The organism is Paeniclostridium hominis (genome assembly GCF_014306135.1).
Taxonomy (GTDB): Bacteria; Bacillota; Clostridia; order Peptostreptococcales; family Peptostreptococcaceae; genus Paraclostridium; species Paraclostridium hominis.
Genome location: NZ_JACRWD010000005.1, coordinates 40,918 through 58,140, shown reverse-complemented (window position 1 = coordinate 58,140; position 17,223 = coordinate 40,918). Strand labels below are relative to the sequence as shown.

Here is a 17,223-nt window from a genome sequence, read left to right as displayed (position 1 = left end):
TTAACACACTAAGCATACCTTTTCCAGCCACCCAGTTCCATATAATATTTACATATAAAAAAGAGATAATTTGAAAAAATCAATTTCAAATTATCTCTTTTTATTTTTCTCTTATCACAATAAGTTAAATAATAAGAATTACAAAGGGCGAAGTGTTAATTATAATTGTTGAAGAAACGTTAAAGACCATGCCCTATAGGTCTTTAAGTGAATGAAACAACTATAATTAACACGATGCCAACCAAAGCTTACTATTACCAACCTACATCATTGGAGGCATTCCTCCACCCATTCCAGGTACTGGCTCGCTTTCTGGAAGATCAGCAACAGCAGCCTCAGTAGTTAAAAATACACCTGCTATAGATGCAGCATTTTGTAACGCACTTCTAGTTACCTTAGTTGGATCAACTATACCAGCTTCTATCATATTCACGTATTTTTCATTTAAAGCATCAAATCCTACTTCAGCCTCTTCATTTATAACTTTTTGTATTATAACAGCTCCTTCAAGACCAGCATTAATAGCTATTTGTCTTAATGGTTCTTCTAAAGCTCTTCTTATTATTTTAGCCCCAACTTGAAGTTCTCCTTCAAGTTCTTCTATTAATTTATCTACAACTGGTATAACACTAACTAATGCAGTACCACCACCAGCAACTATACCTTCCTCAACAGCTGCTCTTGTAGCATTTAGAGCATCTTCTATTCTTAATTTTCTTTCTTTCATTTCAACTTCTGTTGCAGCTCCAACTTTTATAACAGCTACTCCACCAGCAAGTTTAGCTAATCTTTCCATTAATTTTTCTGTATCAAATTCAGAAGTAGTTTGCTCAATTTGATGTTTTATTTGAGCTACTCTATCTTCTATAGCTTTCTTGTCTCCAGCACCATCTACTATTGTAGTACTTTCTTTAGTTACTTTAACAGAACCTGCTCTACCTAACATAGATAAATCTGCTTCTTTTAAATCATATCCTAATTCTTCAGATATAACTGTTCCTCCAGTAAGTACTGCTATATCTTCAAGCATAGCTTTTCTTCTATCTCCAAATCCTGGAGCCTTAACAGCAACTACTTCAAATGTTCCTCTTAATTTGTTAACTACTAATGTAGATAATGCTTCTCCTTCTACATCTTCAGCTACTATTAATAATTTTTTACCTTGTTGAACTATTTGCTCAAGAACAGGTAATATATCTTGTATATTAGTTATTTTTCTATCTGTTATTAATATATATGGATCATTTAATACAGCTTCCATTTTGTCAACATCAGTTACCATGTAAGCTGAAACAAATCCTCTATCAAATTGCATACCTTCAACTGCATCTAATTCAGTATGCATAGTCTTAGATTCTTCAACAGTTATAACTCCATCTTTACCTACTATCTCCATAGCTTCTGCTATTAGATTTCCTACTTCTTCATCTCCAGCAGATATAGAAGCAACTTGAGATATAGATTCTTTAGTTTCTATAGTTTTTGATTGTTTTTTTAATTCTTCAACTGATACTTCAACAGCTTTTTGTATTCCTTTTCTAATTAATATTGGATTAGCTCCTGCAGTTACATTTTTTAATCCTTCTCTTATTATAGCTTGAGCAAGAACTGTTGCAGTTGTAGTTCCATCTCCTGCTACGTCATTAGTTTTAGTAGCAACTTCTTTAACTAATTGAGCTCCCATATTTTCAAATCTATCTTCTAATTCTATTTCTTTAGCTATAGTAACACCATCATTAGTTATAAGTGGTGCTCCAAATTTTTTATCTAATATAACATTTCTTCCTTTAGGTCCTAATGTTACCTTTACAGTATCTGCTAATTTATTTACACCAGCTTCTAAAGCTGATCTTGAATCTTGAGCGAATTTTATTTCTTTAGCCATTTTATATCCCTCCCCTAATATTATTCAACTACTGCTAATATTTCACTTTGTTTTAATATAGTATATTCTTGACCTTCTAATTTAACTTCTGATCCTGCATATTTAGAGAATATTACTTTATCTCCTACTTTTAATTCCATCTTAACTTCTTTACCATCTACTATTCCACCAGGTCCTACTTCAACTACCTCAGCTATTTGAGGTTGTTCTTTAGCTGCCCCAGGTAAAACTATACCACTTGCAGTTTTTTCTTCTGCTTCAATTTTCTTTATAACTACTCTGTCAGCCAATGGTCTTATTCTCATAATTATCCCTCCTAATGAAATTTATATATGTAAATTTTTTATTAGCCTTTTTATCACTCTACTCATTAGAGTGCTAATAATTTTATAATATATCAAACTTTTTTATTTTTCAATAGTTTTAACTAGATTTTATGTATTTTTTATACGAGGAATTTTTGTTTATATTGACAAAACTCCTCGCATAATATATTTATAAAATCGGAGAAAATAATCTTGCCACAGATTCTGCCCATTTTTTTATAAATGGTCTATTTTCAAAATCTTTTAATTTTATTTCTTCGCTATTTTCAAGATCTTTAAAGAAATCATCTGTTATTTTGCTTATTATTTTTTCATCATAAATAAATGCGTTTATTTCAAAATTAAGCATAAAGCTTCTTAAATCCATATTTGCAGAACCTATTGATGAAATCTTATCATCTATAATTACTACTTTTGAATGTATAAATCCTTTTTTATATAAATAAACTTTTCCTCCAGACCTTAAAATATCATCAAAATATGAATATGATGCTTGATGTACAATTTTATGATCTGCGATACTTGGAAATATAATTCTTACATCAACTCCACTAAGTGCTGCACTTTTTAATGCCCTTAACAAACTCTCATCTGGTATAAAATATGGAGTCTCTATATAAACCCTTTCCTTAGCATTACAAATAGCTGAAAAATATGCATAATGTATAGCTTCCCAATCACTATCTGGACCAGTAGCAACAACTTGTATCATCGAGTTGCCCATATTACTTAATTTTGGAAAATATTGTTCGTCAAATGATTCTTTTTGAGTCGTATAATACCAATCAATTAAAAATACCATTTGCAGCATATAAACAGAGCTACCTTCTATTCTTATATGGGTATCCCTCCAGTATCCAAACTTTTTATTTTTACCCATATACTCATCACCTATATTTATGCCACCCGTATAACCTATATGACCATCAATTATAGCAATTTTACGGTGATTTCTATAATTGATTTTGCCCCCTATTATAGGAAACTTTGCTGGTAAAAATGGTACTATTTCTATACCTTCATCTTTCATATCTTGAAAGAATTTTCTATGAAACCAAAACCTCCAACATCCAACATCATCATATAAGATTTTTATACTTACTCCTTCATTTGCTTTCTTTATTAATAATTCCTTTAATTTAATGCCTATCTCACTATTTTTTATTATAAAATATTCTAAGTGAATATGCTCTTTTGCTTGTTCTATATCTTTTAGTAAACTTTCAAATTTTTCGTTTCCATCTATAAATACTTTAACGTTGTTATTAGTCGTAAATGGAAATTTCCCTGTATTTAAAAGTAAACTTATTACCTTCTTTTTTATACCTTCATAATATTCATCTTTAATTAAATTATTATCATTTATAGCTCTTTGTTCTAATTCAACTAGCTCTTCTATAGACTCCATATTTTTAAATAAATTATTTTCTTTTATATTTGTAGCTAGTTTTTGTGTATTAAATATTTTTCTCTTTCTTATATTTCGTCCCAATACTGCATATATAACTAAACCTACCCCTGGTAATAATATAAATATTAATAGCCAAGCCATAGTCTTAGCTGGATCTCTATTTTGAAGTATTATATTAATAGAAACTATAATACCAGCTATGTATGATATTATTACATAGCTTAAGAGTATTATATCTAAAGCAACCATAAAGCCTCCTTTAGTTATCTTCCTATACCTAATTCACGTGCATAATAGAATAAATATTGTTGAGCAAAACCTGATAAGTCTCCAAATTTATCTATAGCATACTTTCTAATTTTAGGCAAACTCATATCGTCTTCTACATAAAATTCTTGCATTACTCTCTTCACCCAAACATCAACAGGGAATGTGTCATACTTTTGCATACCAAATAACGCTATACAATCACACACTTTAGGTCCAATTCCGTTAAATTTAAGAAGTTCCTTTCTACAATCTTCTGTATCTAAATCTCTATATTTATATACATTATCATTACTAGTTACAACAGCTTCTGTTGTAGACTTTATGTATTTATCTCTAAACCCTGTAGAACAAGATCTTATTTCTTCTATCGAAGCTTTATTTAATTGCTCTGGTGTAGGAAAATCATAATAATCTACTCCATTATATTTTCCTATATAAGTTCCATATTCTCTTGATAAATTAGCTATAGCTTTTTGTATCATAGGTATTCTATTGTTAGATGATATTATAAACGATATTATCATTTCCCACGGATCTTGACGCAAAATTCTTATTCCCCATCCAAATTCAGTTGCTTTTTCTAAATACTCATCCATACTCCTTAACTTATCTTTTATCTTTGAGTAATCAGTATCTAAATCAAAATATTCTTTCCATATATCATTAAAATCATTTAAATTAGTATTCTTTAAATAAATTGTTTCTCCTTCTCTTAATACATTTATTACTCTACCTTTAGCTACTCCAGTGTATGATCCATCATCTTCTGCTTTCCATCTAAAACACTGCCCACATTCAAATATATGTTTCGGATCAAAATCTGTTACTCCTTCTAATATAACTAGTTCATTTTTTTCGTATACTTTCATTTTTTTACTCCCTTCAATTAAGCTTATACCTCTAATTCTACCCAAATTTTTATAAAATTAAATTAACTATTTTTTTATAATACAAATTTAATTTAAAAAGTCTAGAGTAGAATTGATAAATTTTTTTTGCTAAAATACATAAGACATTATTTTTAGAAGGTGATTATATGAATAATAGAGGTGTATTTATAGCTATCGAAGGACCTATAGGAGTTGGAAAAACAACTTTATCAAATATACTAAGTGAGCACTTTAATTATACTTTACTTAGAGAGATAGTTGAAGAAAACCCATTCCTATCAAAATTTTATACAGATATAAAAGAGTATGCTTTACAAACAGAAGCATTTTTTCTTTTTAATAGAATAAAACAGCTTGAAGATACGGAAAAAAATATTTTAGAAAAAGGTAATGGAGTAATTAGTGATTATCACATAATTAAAAATTTAATTTTTGCAGGTATAACACTTGATAATATGCAATTTTATAAATATAAACAAATGTATAACATTTTTATCAATGATTTGCCTCAACCAGATATAGTAATATATCTTAATTCAAATACAGATGTTTTAATGAAGAGAATAGCTATGAGAGATAGAAGCTTTGAAAGACAAATGGATAGAAATTATATACATGAATTGAGAAATGAATACAAATACTATTTCAATCCATTATCTATAAAGCATAACTTTGTAGGTAAAGAGCCTATTATATTAGAAATAGACAACTCTAATTTGGACTTTTTAAATAATGAAAATGATAGAAAATTTATAATAGACAAAGTTGAAAATGCAATCAATAACTTAGGGGGACATTTTAATGTTTAAATTGGTAAATCAGTGTAACAAACCACTAAATAGGGATTTATTTATTACTGTTGCAGGTAATGTTGGAGCAGGAAAATCTACTTTAACAAAATTAGTAGGAGAAAAACTAGGATTTGAAACTCATTTTGAGCAAGTTGATAATAATCCATATCTAGAGGATTTTTATAAAGACCAAAATGCTTGGGGATTTCATTTACAATTATATTTCTTAGCTCAAAGGTTTAAGCAACAAAAAGAAATAGATAGTAATGGCTTAAATAACATTCAAGATAGAAGTATATACGAAGATGTTGAAATTTTTGCTAGAAATCTATACGATAATAAAAAAATGTCTAAAAGAGATTATATAACATATAGAGATTTATTTAATGATATGGTCCCTTATCTTAGAAGACCAGATTTAATGATATATTTAGATGGTTCTATAGATACTATTATTAATAGAATAAATTTAAGAGGTAGGGATATGGAAAAATCAGTTGATTTAGAGTATTGGGTTAATCTGCATAATCGATATGAAAAGTGGATAAGTGAGTATAATCAATCTCCTGTACTTTATGTAAATATTGATAAAATTGATTTAATTAATAATCCTAAAGATTTAGATTCTTTATGTAATGAGATAAAAAAAATATTAAATATATAAATTAAAAATGACCCTTTAAAGGGTCATTTTTTATAATAATATAGCTATTAATACTATTGCTGTTACTATCTGTAATATACCTACAAACAATCCATATAATGAAACTTCTTTACCTTGTTTTATAAGATCTTTAAAGTTTACTCTAAGTCCAATTGCTGCCAATGCTATTATTTCTAATTTGCTACTTAATTCTTTAGCTATGTGAGATAATTCTATTGGTATTAAATTCATAGAAAATAATGCACATGTTATAAAAAATCCTATTACATACCAAGGAATTTCAATCTTTTTATTAGATATTTGAGCTTCTTCTTCTTTTATAATTTCTGTGTTAGTTTTATTTTTTAAATGTCCAAATATAAATACTACAACAACTAATAATATAACTCTCACTATTTTAAATATAGTAGATAAATCTTTTGTAGCTTCATTAACCATCGCTCCACTGGCTACAACTTGACCTACTGATTGTAGCGTTCCACCTATTATAGCTGAAGTCTTCATTAGTTCATGTTTATATAACACTCCTGCTAATAGTGGTAGTAATAACATTAAAACAACACCTGTTACATTAACTATTGTAATTGCTATTCCTTTTTCCTTATCATCAGCATTTATAACTGGTGCAGTTGCTCCAATTGCAGATGATCCACAAACTGCATTTCCACTTGCCATTAAATATCTAAAGTTTTCACTAAATCCTAACTTTTTACCTATATATATAGCTCCAACTATAGTCACTGCCATTTGTATAACTATAAATATTATTCCACCTAATCCTAACTCCATTATTGTAGATATGCTTAATGTCGCTCCTAAAAGAACTATTGAATATGATAATAATTCTGTTTCTGAAAATTTATAACCCTCATGAAATACTTTTTTATTTAAGAATAGATTTCCTAATATCATTCCAAGAAATATAGAAATTGTTGCTGCACCTAAACTCGGTACAAATTTAGCTAAGAATATACTAATAAATCCTATTATTATAGATACCATTAATCCTGGTAATATTTTTTTTATTTTATCCATATATAACATCTCCTAAAACTTGTTGTCTTTTTACATGAAGTAGTATACCAAACTTATTATTATTGGTAAAATAGATATATATCATAATAATCATTACTTTTTTAAATGATTTTTTAAAACAAGGAGGTTTTAAGGTTGATAGAAGAATTTAAAACGTTTATAGCAGTTGTAGAACACCAAAACTTTACTAAAGCTGGGGAAAGTATAAATTTATCTCAACCAACAGTAAGTACACATATAAAACATTTAGAAAACTACTTTAACACAATACTTATAAACAGATCTATTAAACAAAAAACAATATCTATAACTGATAATGGTTATCTTTTGTACAAAAGAGCCAGAGAGGTAATAACATCAATAGAATCAATTAAAGATGAGTTGGGTAGTATATCTAATTCTATAAAAGGTCATATAAAAATAGGTACTAGCCTTACAATTGCAGAGTATTTTCTTCCAGATTTTTTAGCTTTATTTTCAACAAAATACCCTGATGTAGAAATTGAAATGGTAGTTGAAAACACTCATAAGATTTGTGAAAAAGTAAAAAGTTCAAATTTAGATATTGGATTGGTAGAAGGAAGTCTTTCTTCTTTTGACTTTAATCAAAATTTCTTCTTTGAAGATAGAATGGTCCTAACATTCTCACCTAAAGCTAAAATAGATTCTAAAAATTTCACATTAGATTCTATAAGAAATAAAAAGTGGATTTTTAGAGAAGAAGGTTCTGGAACTAGAGAATATTTAAACATATTTTTAAGTAATAACAAAATAACTCCAACACAAATAATGGTGTTAGGAAGTAATCACACTGTTAAAGAAGCTATAAAAAATAATTTAGGTGTATCTATTTTATCTAAATTAGTTACAGATTCAGAAGGAGATGCTTTATGTACTGTAAATTTAGATGACACATATAATCGATCTTTCTCCTTTATTACTCCAAAAGGAATAAAGCCTTCAAATACAACAACTTTATTTATAAATGAGCTTGAAAAATATACAAGTTTAAATAAATAAAAATAAAGTCATAGATATTTTTAAAATATCTATGACTTTATTTTTACATCCCTAATTCTTTAAATTCTCTACTTCCCGGCTTAACTAATTCCTCTTTACCTTCTTTACATAATGGACAGTTATCAGATTCATAAACTTGTATATCTAATTTTATAGCACTATATATAGGCATTCCTATATCATGGTTAGTTCTATCTGCTATACAAGCAACACCTATAACTTCCCCACCTAAAGCCTCTAGTGCTTTTTTAGTTTCTATAGTAGATTTTCCAGTAGTAACAACATCCTCAGCTATTATTATTTTAGCTCCTGGTTTAACCTCAAATCCTCTTCTTAGTTGCATTTGTCCATCTTTTCTTTCTGTAAATACTGATTCTTTTCCTAATTGTCTTCCTAATTCATATGAAACTATAACCCCTCCCATAGCAGGTCCAACGACTAAATCTATATCTAAATCTTTGATTTGATCAACTACTGTACTTAAAACTTTTTCTGCTTGATTTGGAAATCTTAGTACCTTTGCACATTGTACATATCTATTACTATGCTTCCCTGAAGATAATAAGAAATGTCCTTCTAATAAAGCATCACATTCTTTTAATATTTCAACAACATTTACATTACTCATAATTTTCTTCTCCCTTTTATCCTTAAATTTGATATTTTTACTTTATTCCATAAAAAGTCTTTTATATAAATTTTTATTAAATAATTCCTCTAATTTCATCCAAAGAATTTATTCCTTCTTCTTCCATGTATTTCTTTATTCCTTCTATAATATCAAGTCCTATTTTAGGATTTACAAAGTTTGCTGTTCCAACTTGAATACATGTAGCTCCAGCCATTATAAACTCTATTGCATCTTGCCAAGTTGTAATTCCTCCCATACCCATAACAGGAATATTTACAGCTTTGCAAACTTCATGTACCATTCTAAGAGCTATTGGCTTTATTGCAGGACCTGATAATCCAGCATATGTATTTTCAAATACTGGCTTTTTCTTATTTATATCAATAGCCATAGCTTTAAATGTATTTACTAAAGATATCCCATCTGCACCTTCTTCTTCACAAACCTTAGCCATTCCAATTATATCCTCTGCATTTGGAGATAACTTAACTATTAAAGGAAGTGTAGTTTTTGCTCTTACTGCTCTTACAACTTCTCTTGCAACCTCATTTTTTATTCCAAATGCCATTCCCCCCGCTTTTACATTTGGGCAAGATATATTTAGCTCTATCATATCTATTGGTTGGTCATTTAATAACTCTACACCTTTTATATAATCATCTAACGTTCCCCCACCTAAGTTTGCAATTCGTACTGTATCAAGCTTTTTAAAAAATTGAAGTTCATTTTCTATAAAGCCTTTAACTCCAGGATTTTCAAGTCCTACACTATTCATCATACCTGATGGAGTTTCAAAAACTCTCATACCTTTATTTCCATCTCTTTTTTCAAGCGTAAGTCCTTTACTACTTATCCCTCCAAGTTTTTCTATATCATAAATTTCTGCATACTCTTTTCCGAATCCAAAAGTTCCTGATGCCATAATTAAAGGGTTTTTAAACTCTATATTCCCAAATTTAACACTTAAATTAGTCATTAAATATCACGTCCTCTCCCCAGAAAACTGGACCATCTTTACATGTCTTTTTGTTTCCAAACTTTGTTTTACATGTACATACTAAGCAAGCTCCTACACCACAAGCCATATGATTTTCTAATGAAACCATTATTTTAGTATTAGTTCCCTCTGTCATTTTCACTAGTTTTTCCATCATAGGTGTTGGTCCACAAGCTAGTATATAATCATATTTTTCCACATCTAATATATCTGTAACAAAAGTATCTCCTAGTGCTATATTAACGTCATTACAAACTTCTTTAAATTCTTTTTCTAATATAGATTTCTTTCTAAATCCTAGGTACGCATCACAATTTTTAATATTTTTAGCTACTAAATATAATGGAGCTACTCCGATTCCACCACCTACTAAAGCAATCTTTCCTTCTACTTTTTCATATCCATTTCCATATGGACCATCTAACTTAATAGAATCATTAGGTTTTAAATTGCTGAAAATTTTAGTACCTTCTCCAACTACTTTATATAAAAATGATATACCTTCTTCGTCTACATCATGTACACTTATCGGTCTTGATAGTAAAGGATATGTATCCCAAGCTCTTAACATGTAAAACTGCCCCATTTTAGCTTTGAAGTTCCCTTTTACTTTCATAAAATACATATCTTCTCCAACATATTTATTTTCTAAAACTTTATACATTACATATCCCCCTTTATGTAGTACATAATTTTTCCGTCTCTTATTGTCATTAATACTTTTCCTAAAATTTTTTGCTTATCAAATGGATTATTTTTACCTTTAGATATAAATTTAGATGTATCTATAATATCATTACAGTTACTATCTACTAAAACTAGATCTGCTTTTAATCCTTCTTCAACCAAACCTTGATTTAATCCTAAAAGTTTAGCAGGATTTAAGCTCATCATTTCACTTAATTTATTTAAAGAAATCCCATTTTCACTAAACACCTTATTTACCATCCCAAAAGCTACCTCTATATTAGATATCCCAGGTGCGCCATTTTCCTTATCTTCTTTAGTATGAGGTGCATGATCTGTTCCAATCATATCTATATATCCATCTTTAATTCCTTGAATAAGATATTTCATATCTTCCTCATTAGCAAAAGATGGATTTACCTTATAATCTAGTCCATATCCATATATATGGTGTGGCCCTACTTCACAAGTAAATTTATGTCCATTATCTTTATATTTTTTTATTTCTTTTAAAGTTTCCTTTAAACTGATATGGCATATATGAAGGTTACCCGCAACTTCCTCAAGAAGTTTTAAATCTCTTTTTACTATTATTTCTTCTGGTTGACAATGAGTTAATACTTTAAAATCTAGTTCTTTTGAAAGTTCTAATGCTTTTTTCATTATATCTTTGTCATGAAGAGTGTATCCATCATCAGAAAATAATTGAGTGTATTTTCTCATACTTTCTATATCTATCATTTCCTGACCTTCTAGATTTTTAGTTATTGCACAAACTTGGTTTATATAACATAAGTCTAATTTTTCAGCTTTATCTAAGATATATTCCATAGTTTCTTTATTGTCACAAGCTGGTTTAGTATTTGCCATAGGACATAATACTGTAAATCCACCTTTTAAAGCTGCCATTTGTCCTGTTTCTAAATCTTCTTTATGAGTTAATCCTGGATCTCTTAAATGTGTATGTACATCTATAAATGAAGGCATTAATATATAATTTTCTCCATTTATAATTTTTGCATCTATTGAATCTATATTTGTATCAATTTTAGAAATCTTACCATCTTCTACAAGTAAATCACTTTTAAAATCTTTATTAGCATCAACTATTCGTGTATTTTTTATTAAAATCTTATTCATTTGCATCTACCCCCAAAAGTTTCATTATTAATGCCATCCTTACGTACATACCGAATTTAGCTTGATCAAAGTAAACAGCTCTTTTATCTTTATCAACTTGTGTATCTATTTCATTTACTCTTGGTAGTGGGTGCATAACTAACATATCAGATTTTGCTTTTTCCATCTTTTCAGTAGTTAGTATATAGTAATCTTTTAATCTTTCATATTCATCTTTATTTTCAAATCTCTCTTGTTGCACTCTAGTCATATAAAGTATGTCTAATTCCTCTATAACTTCATCTAAGTTATTAGTTTCAATATAATCATGACCTTTTATAGCCTCTTTTATATAATCGGGCATCTTTAATTCTTCAGGTGCTATAAATACAAACTTAGTATCTTTATATCTTGACATAGCCTTAACTAAAGAGTGTACTGTTCTTCCATTTTTTAAATCTCCACACAATCCTATGGTGTGATTTTCTAATTTTCCTTTAAGTGATTTTATTGTAAGAATATCTGTAAGTGTTTGAGTTGGATGTTGATTCCCTCCGTCTCCTGCATTTATAAATGGTACTCTAGCGAATCTTGAAGCTTCCAAAGCTGAACCGGCTCTTGGATGTCTCATAACTATTGCATCAGCATAACAAGATACTGTTTCCATGGTATCTTCTAAAGTTTCTCCTTTTGCTGTGGATGATGAGTTTGGTTCTGAAAAACCTATAACTCTTCCCCCTAATCTATTCATTGCAGCTTCAAAACTAAATCTTGTTCTTGTTGATGGTTCATAAAATAAAGTCGCTAGTAAATTTCCTTCACAAACTTGTGAGTATTTTGACGGATTATCAATTATATTTTGAGATAATGATAGAATTTCATCTATTTCATTTATCGAAAAGTCTTCTGGTTGGATTAAATTTCTTCCTTTTAATTTCATCTTATATATCCTCCTTTTTTAGCCTCTCTGGACTAAATTTAAAAGTTTTATAATTTTTTCTTTTATAGTAGCTTATCACCTTTGGTAAACGATGTCAATATAACTTTTAATTTTTTATATGGTGCTTATGTGTATAAAAAAAGGATATACATAATACAAATAGCTAAGGAAAATATGCATAACTATGCATATTTTCCAAGTAACTATAAGTTTTAAGCTATATCCTTTAAATTTCTATTATTATAATACTCTCTTAGCTCCAACGTAAGTTTTTTGCCAGTAAGATGAGTTTATGTTACTTACTTTAACAACATCTCCTTCTTGTGGTGCATGTATCATGTTACCTCCACCAACGTATATACCAACGTGGCTTATTCCACCTCCACCAGTAGCGAAGAATACTAAATCTCCTGGTTGTAAGTTAGCCTTGCTAACAGATCTTCCTGCTCCATATTGAGCTGATGAAGTTCTTGGTAAAGATATTCCTGCTGCATTTCTAAATACATATGATGTAAGTCCTGAACAGTCAAATCTATTTGGACCTTCTGCTCCCCATACATATGGAGAACCTAATTTAGAGTAAGCTAAATTTACTACAGCACTTGCAGCATTTGAGTTATTAACTGGCTTTTCTTCTGGTTTTTCAACTGGCTTTTGAACCGGCTTTTGCACTGGTTTTTGTACAGGCTTTTCTGCTGGTCTCTCTACTGGTTTTTGTACAGAATTTGAAGCTTGGTTATCATTTGAAACTTGATCTTTATTAACATTAGTATTGTTATTTACATTACTATTGTTATTCTCTTTTTCATCATTATCATTATTAGCTGTATTATTTTCAGTAGTACTATTATTGTTAGCACTATCGTTATTATCATTGTTAGTTGTAGTATTTTCAGTTGTTTGTGTATTATCTACTACTTGTCCATCATTTTGATTTTGAGACTCATCTTGAGTTTCTTTTTCTTCTACTACAGGAGCCTTGTCAGATACATATAAATCTCTTATATATCCTTCTTTATCTCCATTTTTAACTTTTACCCAGTTATCTTGAGTTCCTAATACTTCAACTTTTGTAGATAATCCTAATTCATCTTGAATATCAGATTCTACATGAGCATCTTTTCTTAAGTTTACTTTGTCTGCTGTTACATATGCATTAGCAGCTTTAACATCAACAAATCTAGATGCTATCCATCCTTCAGTGTTGTCATCTAATTGGATTTTATACCATCCATCTTGCTCTCCAACTATTTTAAATTCATCCCCTGCATATGCTATAGTTTGAACAGAACCTTGTTGTCTTACTTTTACTCCAACTCCATCTTTTACAACAGCAACTTTGTAATCTACATCTTTGTAGTTTTCTAAGTCTATTATATTTTTTTCATTAACCTTTTTCTTATCTGTTGCTTTTTCAGCTTTTGTATCATCTGCATGAGCTATTCCATTCATCGATAATGCCATAAATGATGCAAACACTGGTACTAATATTTTTCTCTTCATAACGTTTTTCCCTCCAAAAATTCACCATAAGTTTTCTTACGTGTTATTTTCATAGATGAAACCTATGTAGGATAAAATACTAATACACAAGATATTTTTTATTTATTTATATTTCATAATTTGTAACTTTTTTGTAAATAATTGTTACAAATTATGTAGTATTCTTATATTAAACAATAGTTAATTTATACCTTGTATATAATATTAAAAAATTAAAACTTATTTATTTTATCCAAAAATAACTTTAATATACATTTTTATCTTTATTATATACTATATTTTCCAAAAAGTAAATATTTTTGGATATTTTAGCATATATTAGTACATTAATTTATTCTTTATGTACTTTTTTTATGCCCTTTTTTCTTATATAGCAAAATAAAGTGTGTATTCTCTTTAAATCAATTAAAAGAATACACACTTTTTATTTAAAAACTTTTAAATTTATATTATATTCTCTACCTTAAACTAAAGATGTAGCTACTTCTTTAGCAGGAGCCTCTGTATACCATCCTCTTAACTTCATAGCATCAGCTATTCTCTTTATAGACATCATATAAGCAGCAGTTCTCATTTCTACATTACGTTCTTCTGCTAATGCCCATATTTCTTCAAATGCTTTTATCATTAAAGCTTTTTGTTTTTCTTGAACTTCGTCAAAAGTCCAGTTATATCTCATTAAGTTTTGTACCCATTCAAAGTAAGAAACTGTAACTCCACCACTATTAGCTAATATATCAGGTACTAATGTAACACCTTTTTCAAATAATATATGATCTGCTTCTGGAGTTGTTGGTCCATTAGCACCTTCACATACTATTTTAGCTTTTATATCTCCTGCATTAGCTGAAGTTATTTGATTTTCTAAAGCACAAGGCATTAATATATCAACTTCTGTAGTTATTACACTTGTGTCTACAGCTTCAGCTCCTGGGAACCCTTTTATACATCTATGTTCTTTATTATAAGCCATTAAAGCTTTCATATCTATTCCATCTTTATTATATATAGTTCCTGTATGATCTTCTACATATATAACTTTTGCCCCAGCTTCGTCTATGTACATACCAGCAAAGCTTCCAACGTTTCCAAATCCTTGAAGACCTACAGTAACGTTTGATACATCTATTCCTTTTTTCTTAGCAGCTTCCATAGCCATTGTAGCAACTCCGTATCCAGTAGCTTCAGTTCTAGCTAAAGATCCGTAAAAATCAACTGGCTTTCCAGTAAATACCCCTGGTTGAAATTCACCTGTAACATTAGCATATTCATCAACCATCCAAGCCATTATTTGTCCATTTGTATTAACATCTGGAGCTGGTATATCTTCTTTTTCCCCTATTATTGGAGCTATAGCTTTAGCAAATCCTCTAGATATTCTTTCTAATTCTCCTTGAGAAAACTCTGTAGGGTCGATGGCCATACCACCTTTTCCTCCACCATATGGTATACCTACTACTGAACATTTAAAAGTCATCCAAGTAGATAATGCTTTTACTTCATCCATGCAAACTGCTGGATGGAATCTTAATCCACCTTTAAATGGTCCACATGCATTATTATGTTGTGATCTATATCCTGTAAATGTTCTTACAGTTCCATCATCCATTTTTACTGGGAATGATACTTCTAATACTCTCATTGGATTTTTTAATATTTCATATACTGCTGGATCAGCCCCTAACTTATCACAAGCAGTTTTAACTTGAGATCTTGCTATCTCTAGAACATTTAAAGTTTTTTCAGCCATTTTAAAAGCCCCCTTAAAATATTTATAATTTTATATCCCCTTGTTTGTTTTAATTGAAAACATTTTCCCTTCGATACATTTTGATTATAGCATAGTTTTTTTTAATTTTGTATATAAATTTTATTAGTTTTTTATTTAACATATTTTATTTTATTTATCCTTACATCTATTTTATTAACATTTATTAAAGTCATTTTATATAAACACCTTATTATATGTTGTTGTAGCTCAAAAACATTCTCAACGCCTTCAAATTCATTAAATTCTAATGCAATAAAAACATTTAAGTTTCCTTTTTCATTCTCAAATTTTACAGTATTTATTTTATGTATATAGTGAATTTTAGATAATTCATAAAATATTATTTGACTAATAGCATTTTTACTTATATAAAATTTTCCAATATAGCTAAAGGTAGGCCTTATTATTGTTTTCTCTACAATAATAGATTCTTTATCTTTCCTTTTAAATAATTTTTTTATAGGATTTATACTTAAACCACTAGCAATAGGTTTTACCTCTAAAGTAGAAACAGGGATTATGTGATTGCCTGCTTTTCTTGATTCTTTTGCAGCATTTATTTCTTCTTTTGTAGATATATCCTCTATATAAATAGTTTTATTTATCTTTTCTAACCCCAATCTACTTATAATTTTATTTACCATTTTATCAGATGTTCCTATAACTAAAATTTTATCAATCTCTTCTTTTAACAACTTTTCTTTTACATTATCTCTATGTTCTCCATTATTAAATATAGCTATTTTAACAGCTTGAGTTTTAGTACTTGCTTGTTTTGCTGATAATCCTGCAATTATTTTGTTATTGTGTATTAATATACCATCATCTATTATGTAATTTATATTATAATCATATGCTAATTCTAAAGCTTTATAACTTTTTCCTGAACCACTTTCTCCTACTAATGCATAAACCTTCATAGACTTCTCCTATATCCTTATATATTTAAAGGCTATAGATTTAATCTATAGCCTTTAATATCATATATTATAGCAAAACTCTCCATTTCCTTTAATAGAAAAGAAATCTGAGTATCCTATATCAAATATTTTGTTTTCTAAATCGTTAACTACTACCTTATTTTTTATTAAATAAGTAAATACACTACATAAGGTATATCTCCTTGTATTATAGCACCCTTAATTACATTATCTTTTATTATAAACTTCTTAATATAATACTATATTATATAGATTTAATTCCTACTTATTTATAAATTTAATTTTCTTTTGTATACAATGTCTTTATTGTTATATTGATTTGTTTTTGCTATAATACTATTG

16 protein-coding genes are annotated in these 17,223 nt (G+C 28.6%); 3 read left to right on the top strand and 13 right to left on the bottom strand.

Going from position 1 to position 17,223, the window contains the following annotated elements; translation table 11 throughout:
* Positions 1 to 262: 262 nt before the first annotated feature.
* From groL to H8891_RS11670, 4 genes are all read right to left on the bottom strand, one after another.
* Positions 263 to 1,885, bottom strand: a complete 1,623-nt coding sequence (gene groL, locus H8891_RS11685) for a chaperonin GroEL (RefSeq protein ID WP_147547375.1) — start codon at positions 1,883 to 1,885, stop codon at positions 263 to 265.
* A gap of 20 nt (positions 1,886 to 1,905) precedes the next feature.
* The gene (locus tag H8891_RS11680; RefSeq protein WP_147547377.1) at positions 1,906 to 2,190 is read right to left on the bottom strand and encodes a co-chaperone GroES; all 285 of its coding nucleotides are present in this window, start codon (positions 2,188 to 2,190) and stop codon (positions 1,906 to 1,908) included.
* Positions 2,191 to 2,380: 190 nt separating this feature from the next.
* Positions 2,381 to 3,871 carry a cardiolipin synthase gene (cls, locus tag H8891_RS11675; RefSeq protein WP_187006583.1) on the bottom strand — a complete coding sequence of 497 codons (1,491 nt, stop codon included), beginning with the start codon at positions 3,869 to 3,871 and terminating at the stop codon, positions 2,381 to 2,383.
* A gap of 14 nt (positions 3,872 to 3,885) precedes the next feature.
* Positions 3,886 to 4,761 carry a DNA-3-methyladenine glycosylase family protein gene (locus tag H8891_RS11670; protein WP_187006582.1) on the bottom strand — a complete coding sequence of 292 codons (876 nt, stop codon included), beginning with the start codon at positions 4,759 to 4,761 and terminating at the stop codon, positions 3,886 to 3,888.
* A gap of 167 nt (positions 4,762 to 4,928) precedes the next feature.
* Between H8891_RS11670 and H8891_RS11665 the strand changes: the two genes are divergently transcribed.
* Both H8891_RS11665 and H8891_RS11660 read left to right on the top strand, forming a co-directional pair.
* Entirely contained in the window at positions 4,929 to 5,591 is a 663-nt protein-coding gene (locus H8891_RS11665) for a deoxynucleoside kinase (RefSeq protein WP_147547383.1), read from the top strand.
* Positions 5,584 to 6,237 carry a deoxynucleoside kinase gene (locus tag H8891_RS11660; RefSeq protein ID WP_187006581.1) on the top strand — a complete coding sequence of 218 codons (654 nt, stop codon included), beginning with the start codon at positions 5,584 to 5,586 and terminating at the stop codon, positions 6,235 to 6,237. Before H8891_RS11665 ends, H8891_RS11660 begins: the two co-directional genes overlap by 8 nt.
* Before the next feature lie 30 nt (positions 6,238 to 6,267).
* On the opposite strand, the gene H8891_RS11655 is transcribed toward H8891_RS11660, so the two are convergent.
* A complete protein-coding gene (locus tag H8891_RS11655) occupies positions 6,268 to 7,272 on the bottom strand; it encodes a YeiH family protein (protein ID WP_243196546.1) in 1,005 nt (334 codons plus the stop codon).
* 135 nt (positions 7,273 to 7,407) lie between these two features.
* Between H8891_RS11655 and H8891_RS11650 the strand changes: the two genes are divergently transcribed.
* Positions 7,408 to 8,292 (top strand): LysR substrate-binding domain-containing protein, encoded by an 885-nt coding sequence (locus H8891_RS11650; protein WP_187006579.1) that lies wholly within the window; start codon positions 7,408 to 7,410, stop codon positions 8,290 to 8,292.
* A 43-nt stretch (positions 8,293 to 8,335) separates the two neighbouring features.
* On the opposite strand, the gene pyrE is transcribed toward H8891_RS11650, so the two are convergent.
* The 8 genes from pyrE to H8891_RS11610 form a co-directional block, all read right to left on the bottom strand.
* Positions 8,336 to 8,920, bottom strand: a complete 585-nt coding sequence (pyrE, locus tag H8891_RS11645) for an orotate phosphoribosyltransferase (RefSeq protein ID WP_187006578.1) — start codon at positions 8,918 to 8,920, stop codon at positions 8,336 to 8,338.
* A gap of 76 nt (positions 8,921 to 8,996) precedes the next feature.
* Entirely contained in the window at positions 8,997 to 9,899 is a 903-nt protein-coding gene (locus H8891_RS11640; protein WP_187006577.1) for a dihydroorotate dehydrogenase, read from the bottom strand.
* Positions 9,892 to 10,584: a dihydroorotate dehydrogenase electron transfer subunit gene (locus H8891_RS11635; protein WP_187006576.1), complete on the bottom strand. Its 693-nt coding sequence runs from the start codon at positions 10,582 to 10,584 to the stop codon at positions 9,892 to 9,894. Before H8891_RS11635 ends, H8891_RS11640 begins: the two co-directional genes overlap by 8 nt.
* Positions 10,584 to 11,747 carry a dihydroorotase gene (locus tag H8891_RS11630; RefSeq protein WP_187006575.1) on the bottom strand — a complete coding sequence of 388 codons (1,164 nt, stop codon included), beginning with the start codon at positions 11,745 to 11,747 and terminating at the stop codon, positions 10,584 to 10,586. Before H8891_RS11630 ends, H8891_RS11635 begins: the two co-directional genes overlap by 1 nt.
* Positions 11,740 to 12,666, bottom strand: coding sequence for an aspartate carbamoyltransferase (gene pyrB / locus H8891_RS11625; protein WP_187006574.1), 927 nt, complete (start codon positions 12,664 to 12,666; stop codon positions 11,740 to 11,742). The genes H8891_RS11630 and pyrB overlap by 8 nt, the downstream gene beginning before the upstream one ends.
* Before the next feature lie 240 nt (positions 12,667 to 12,906).
* Entirely contained in the window at positions 12,907 to 14,169 is a 1,263-nt protein-coding gene (locus H8891_RS11620; protein WP_187006573.1) for a C40 family peptidase, read from the bottom strand.
* A gap of 463 nt (positions 14,170 to 14,632) precedes the next feature.
* Complete coding sequence (locus H8891_RS11615; RefSeq protein WP_147547403.1) at positions 14,633 to 15,919, bottom strand: Glu/Leu/Phe/Val family dehydrogenase; 1,287 nt, start codon at positions 15,917 to 15,919, stop codon at positions 14,633 to 14,635.
* Positions 15,920 to 16,050: 131 nt separating this feature from the next.
* The gene (locus H8891_RS11610) at positions 16,051 to 16,860 is read right to left on the bottom strand and encodes an ATP-binding protein (RefSeq protein ID WP_187006572.1); all 810 of its coding nucleotides are present in this window, start codon (positions 16,858 to 16,860) and stop codon (positions 16,051 to 16,053) included.
* Positions 16,861 to 17,223: the final 363 nt, after the last annotated feature.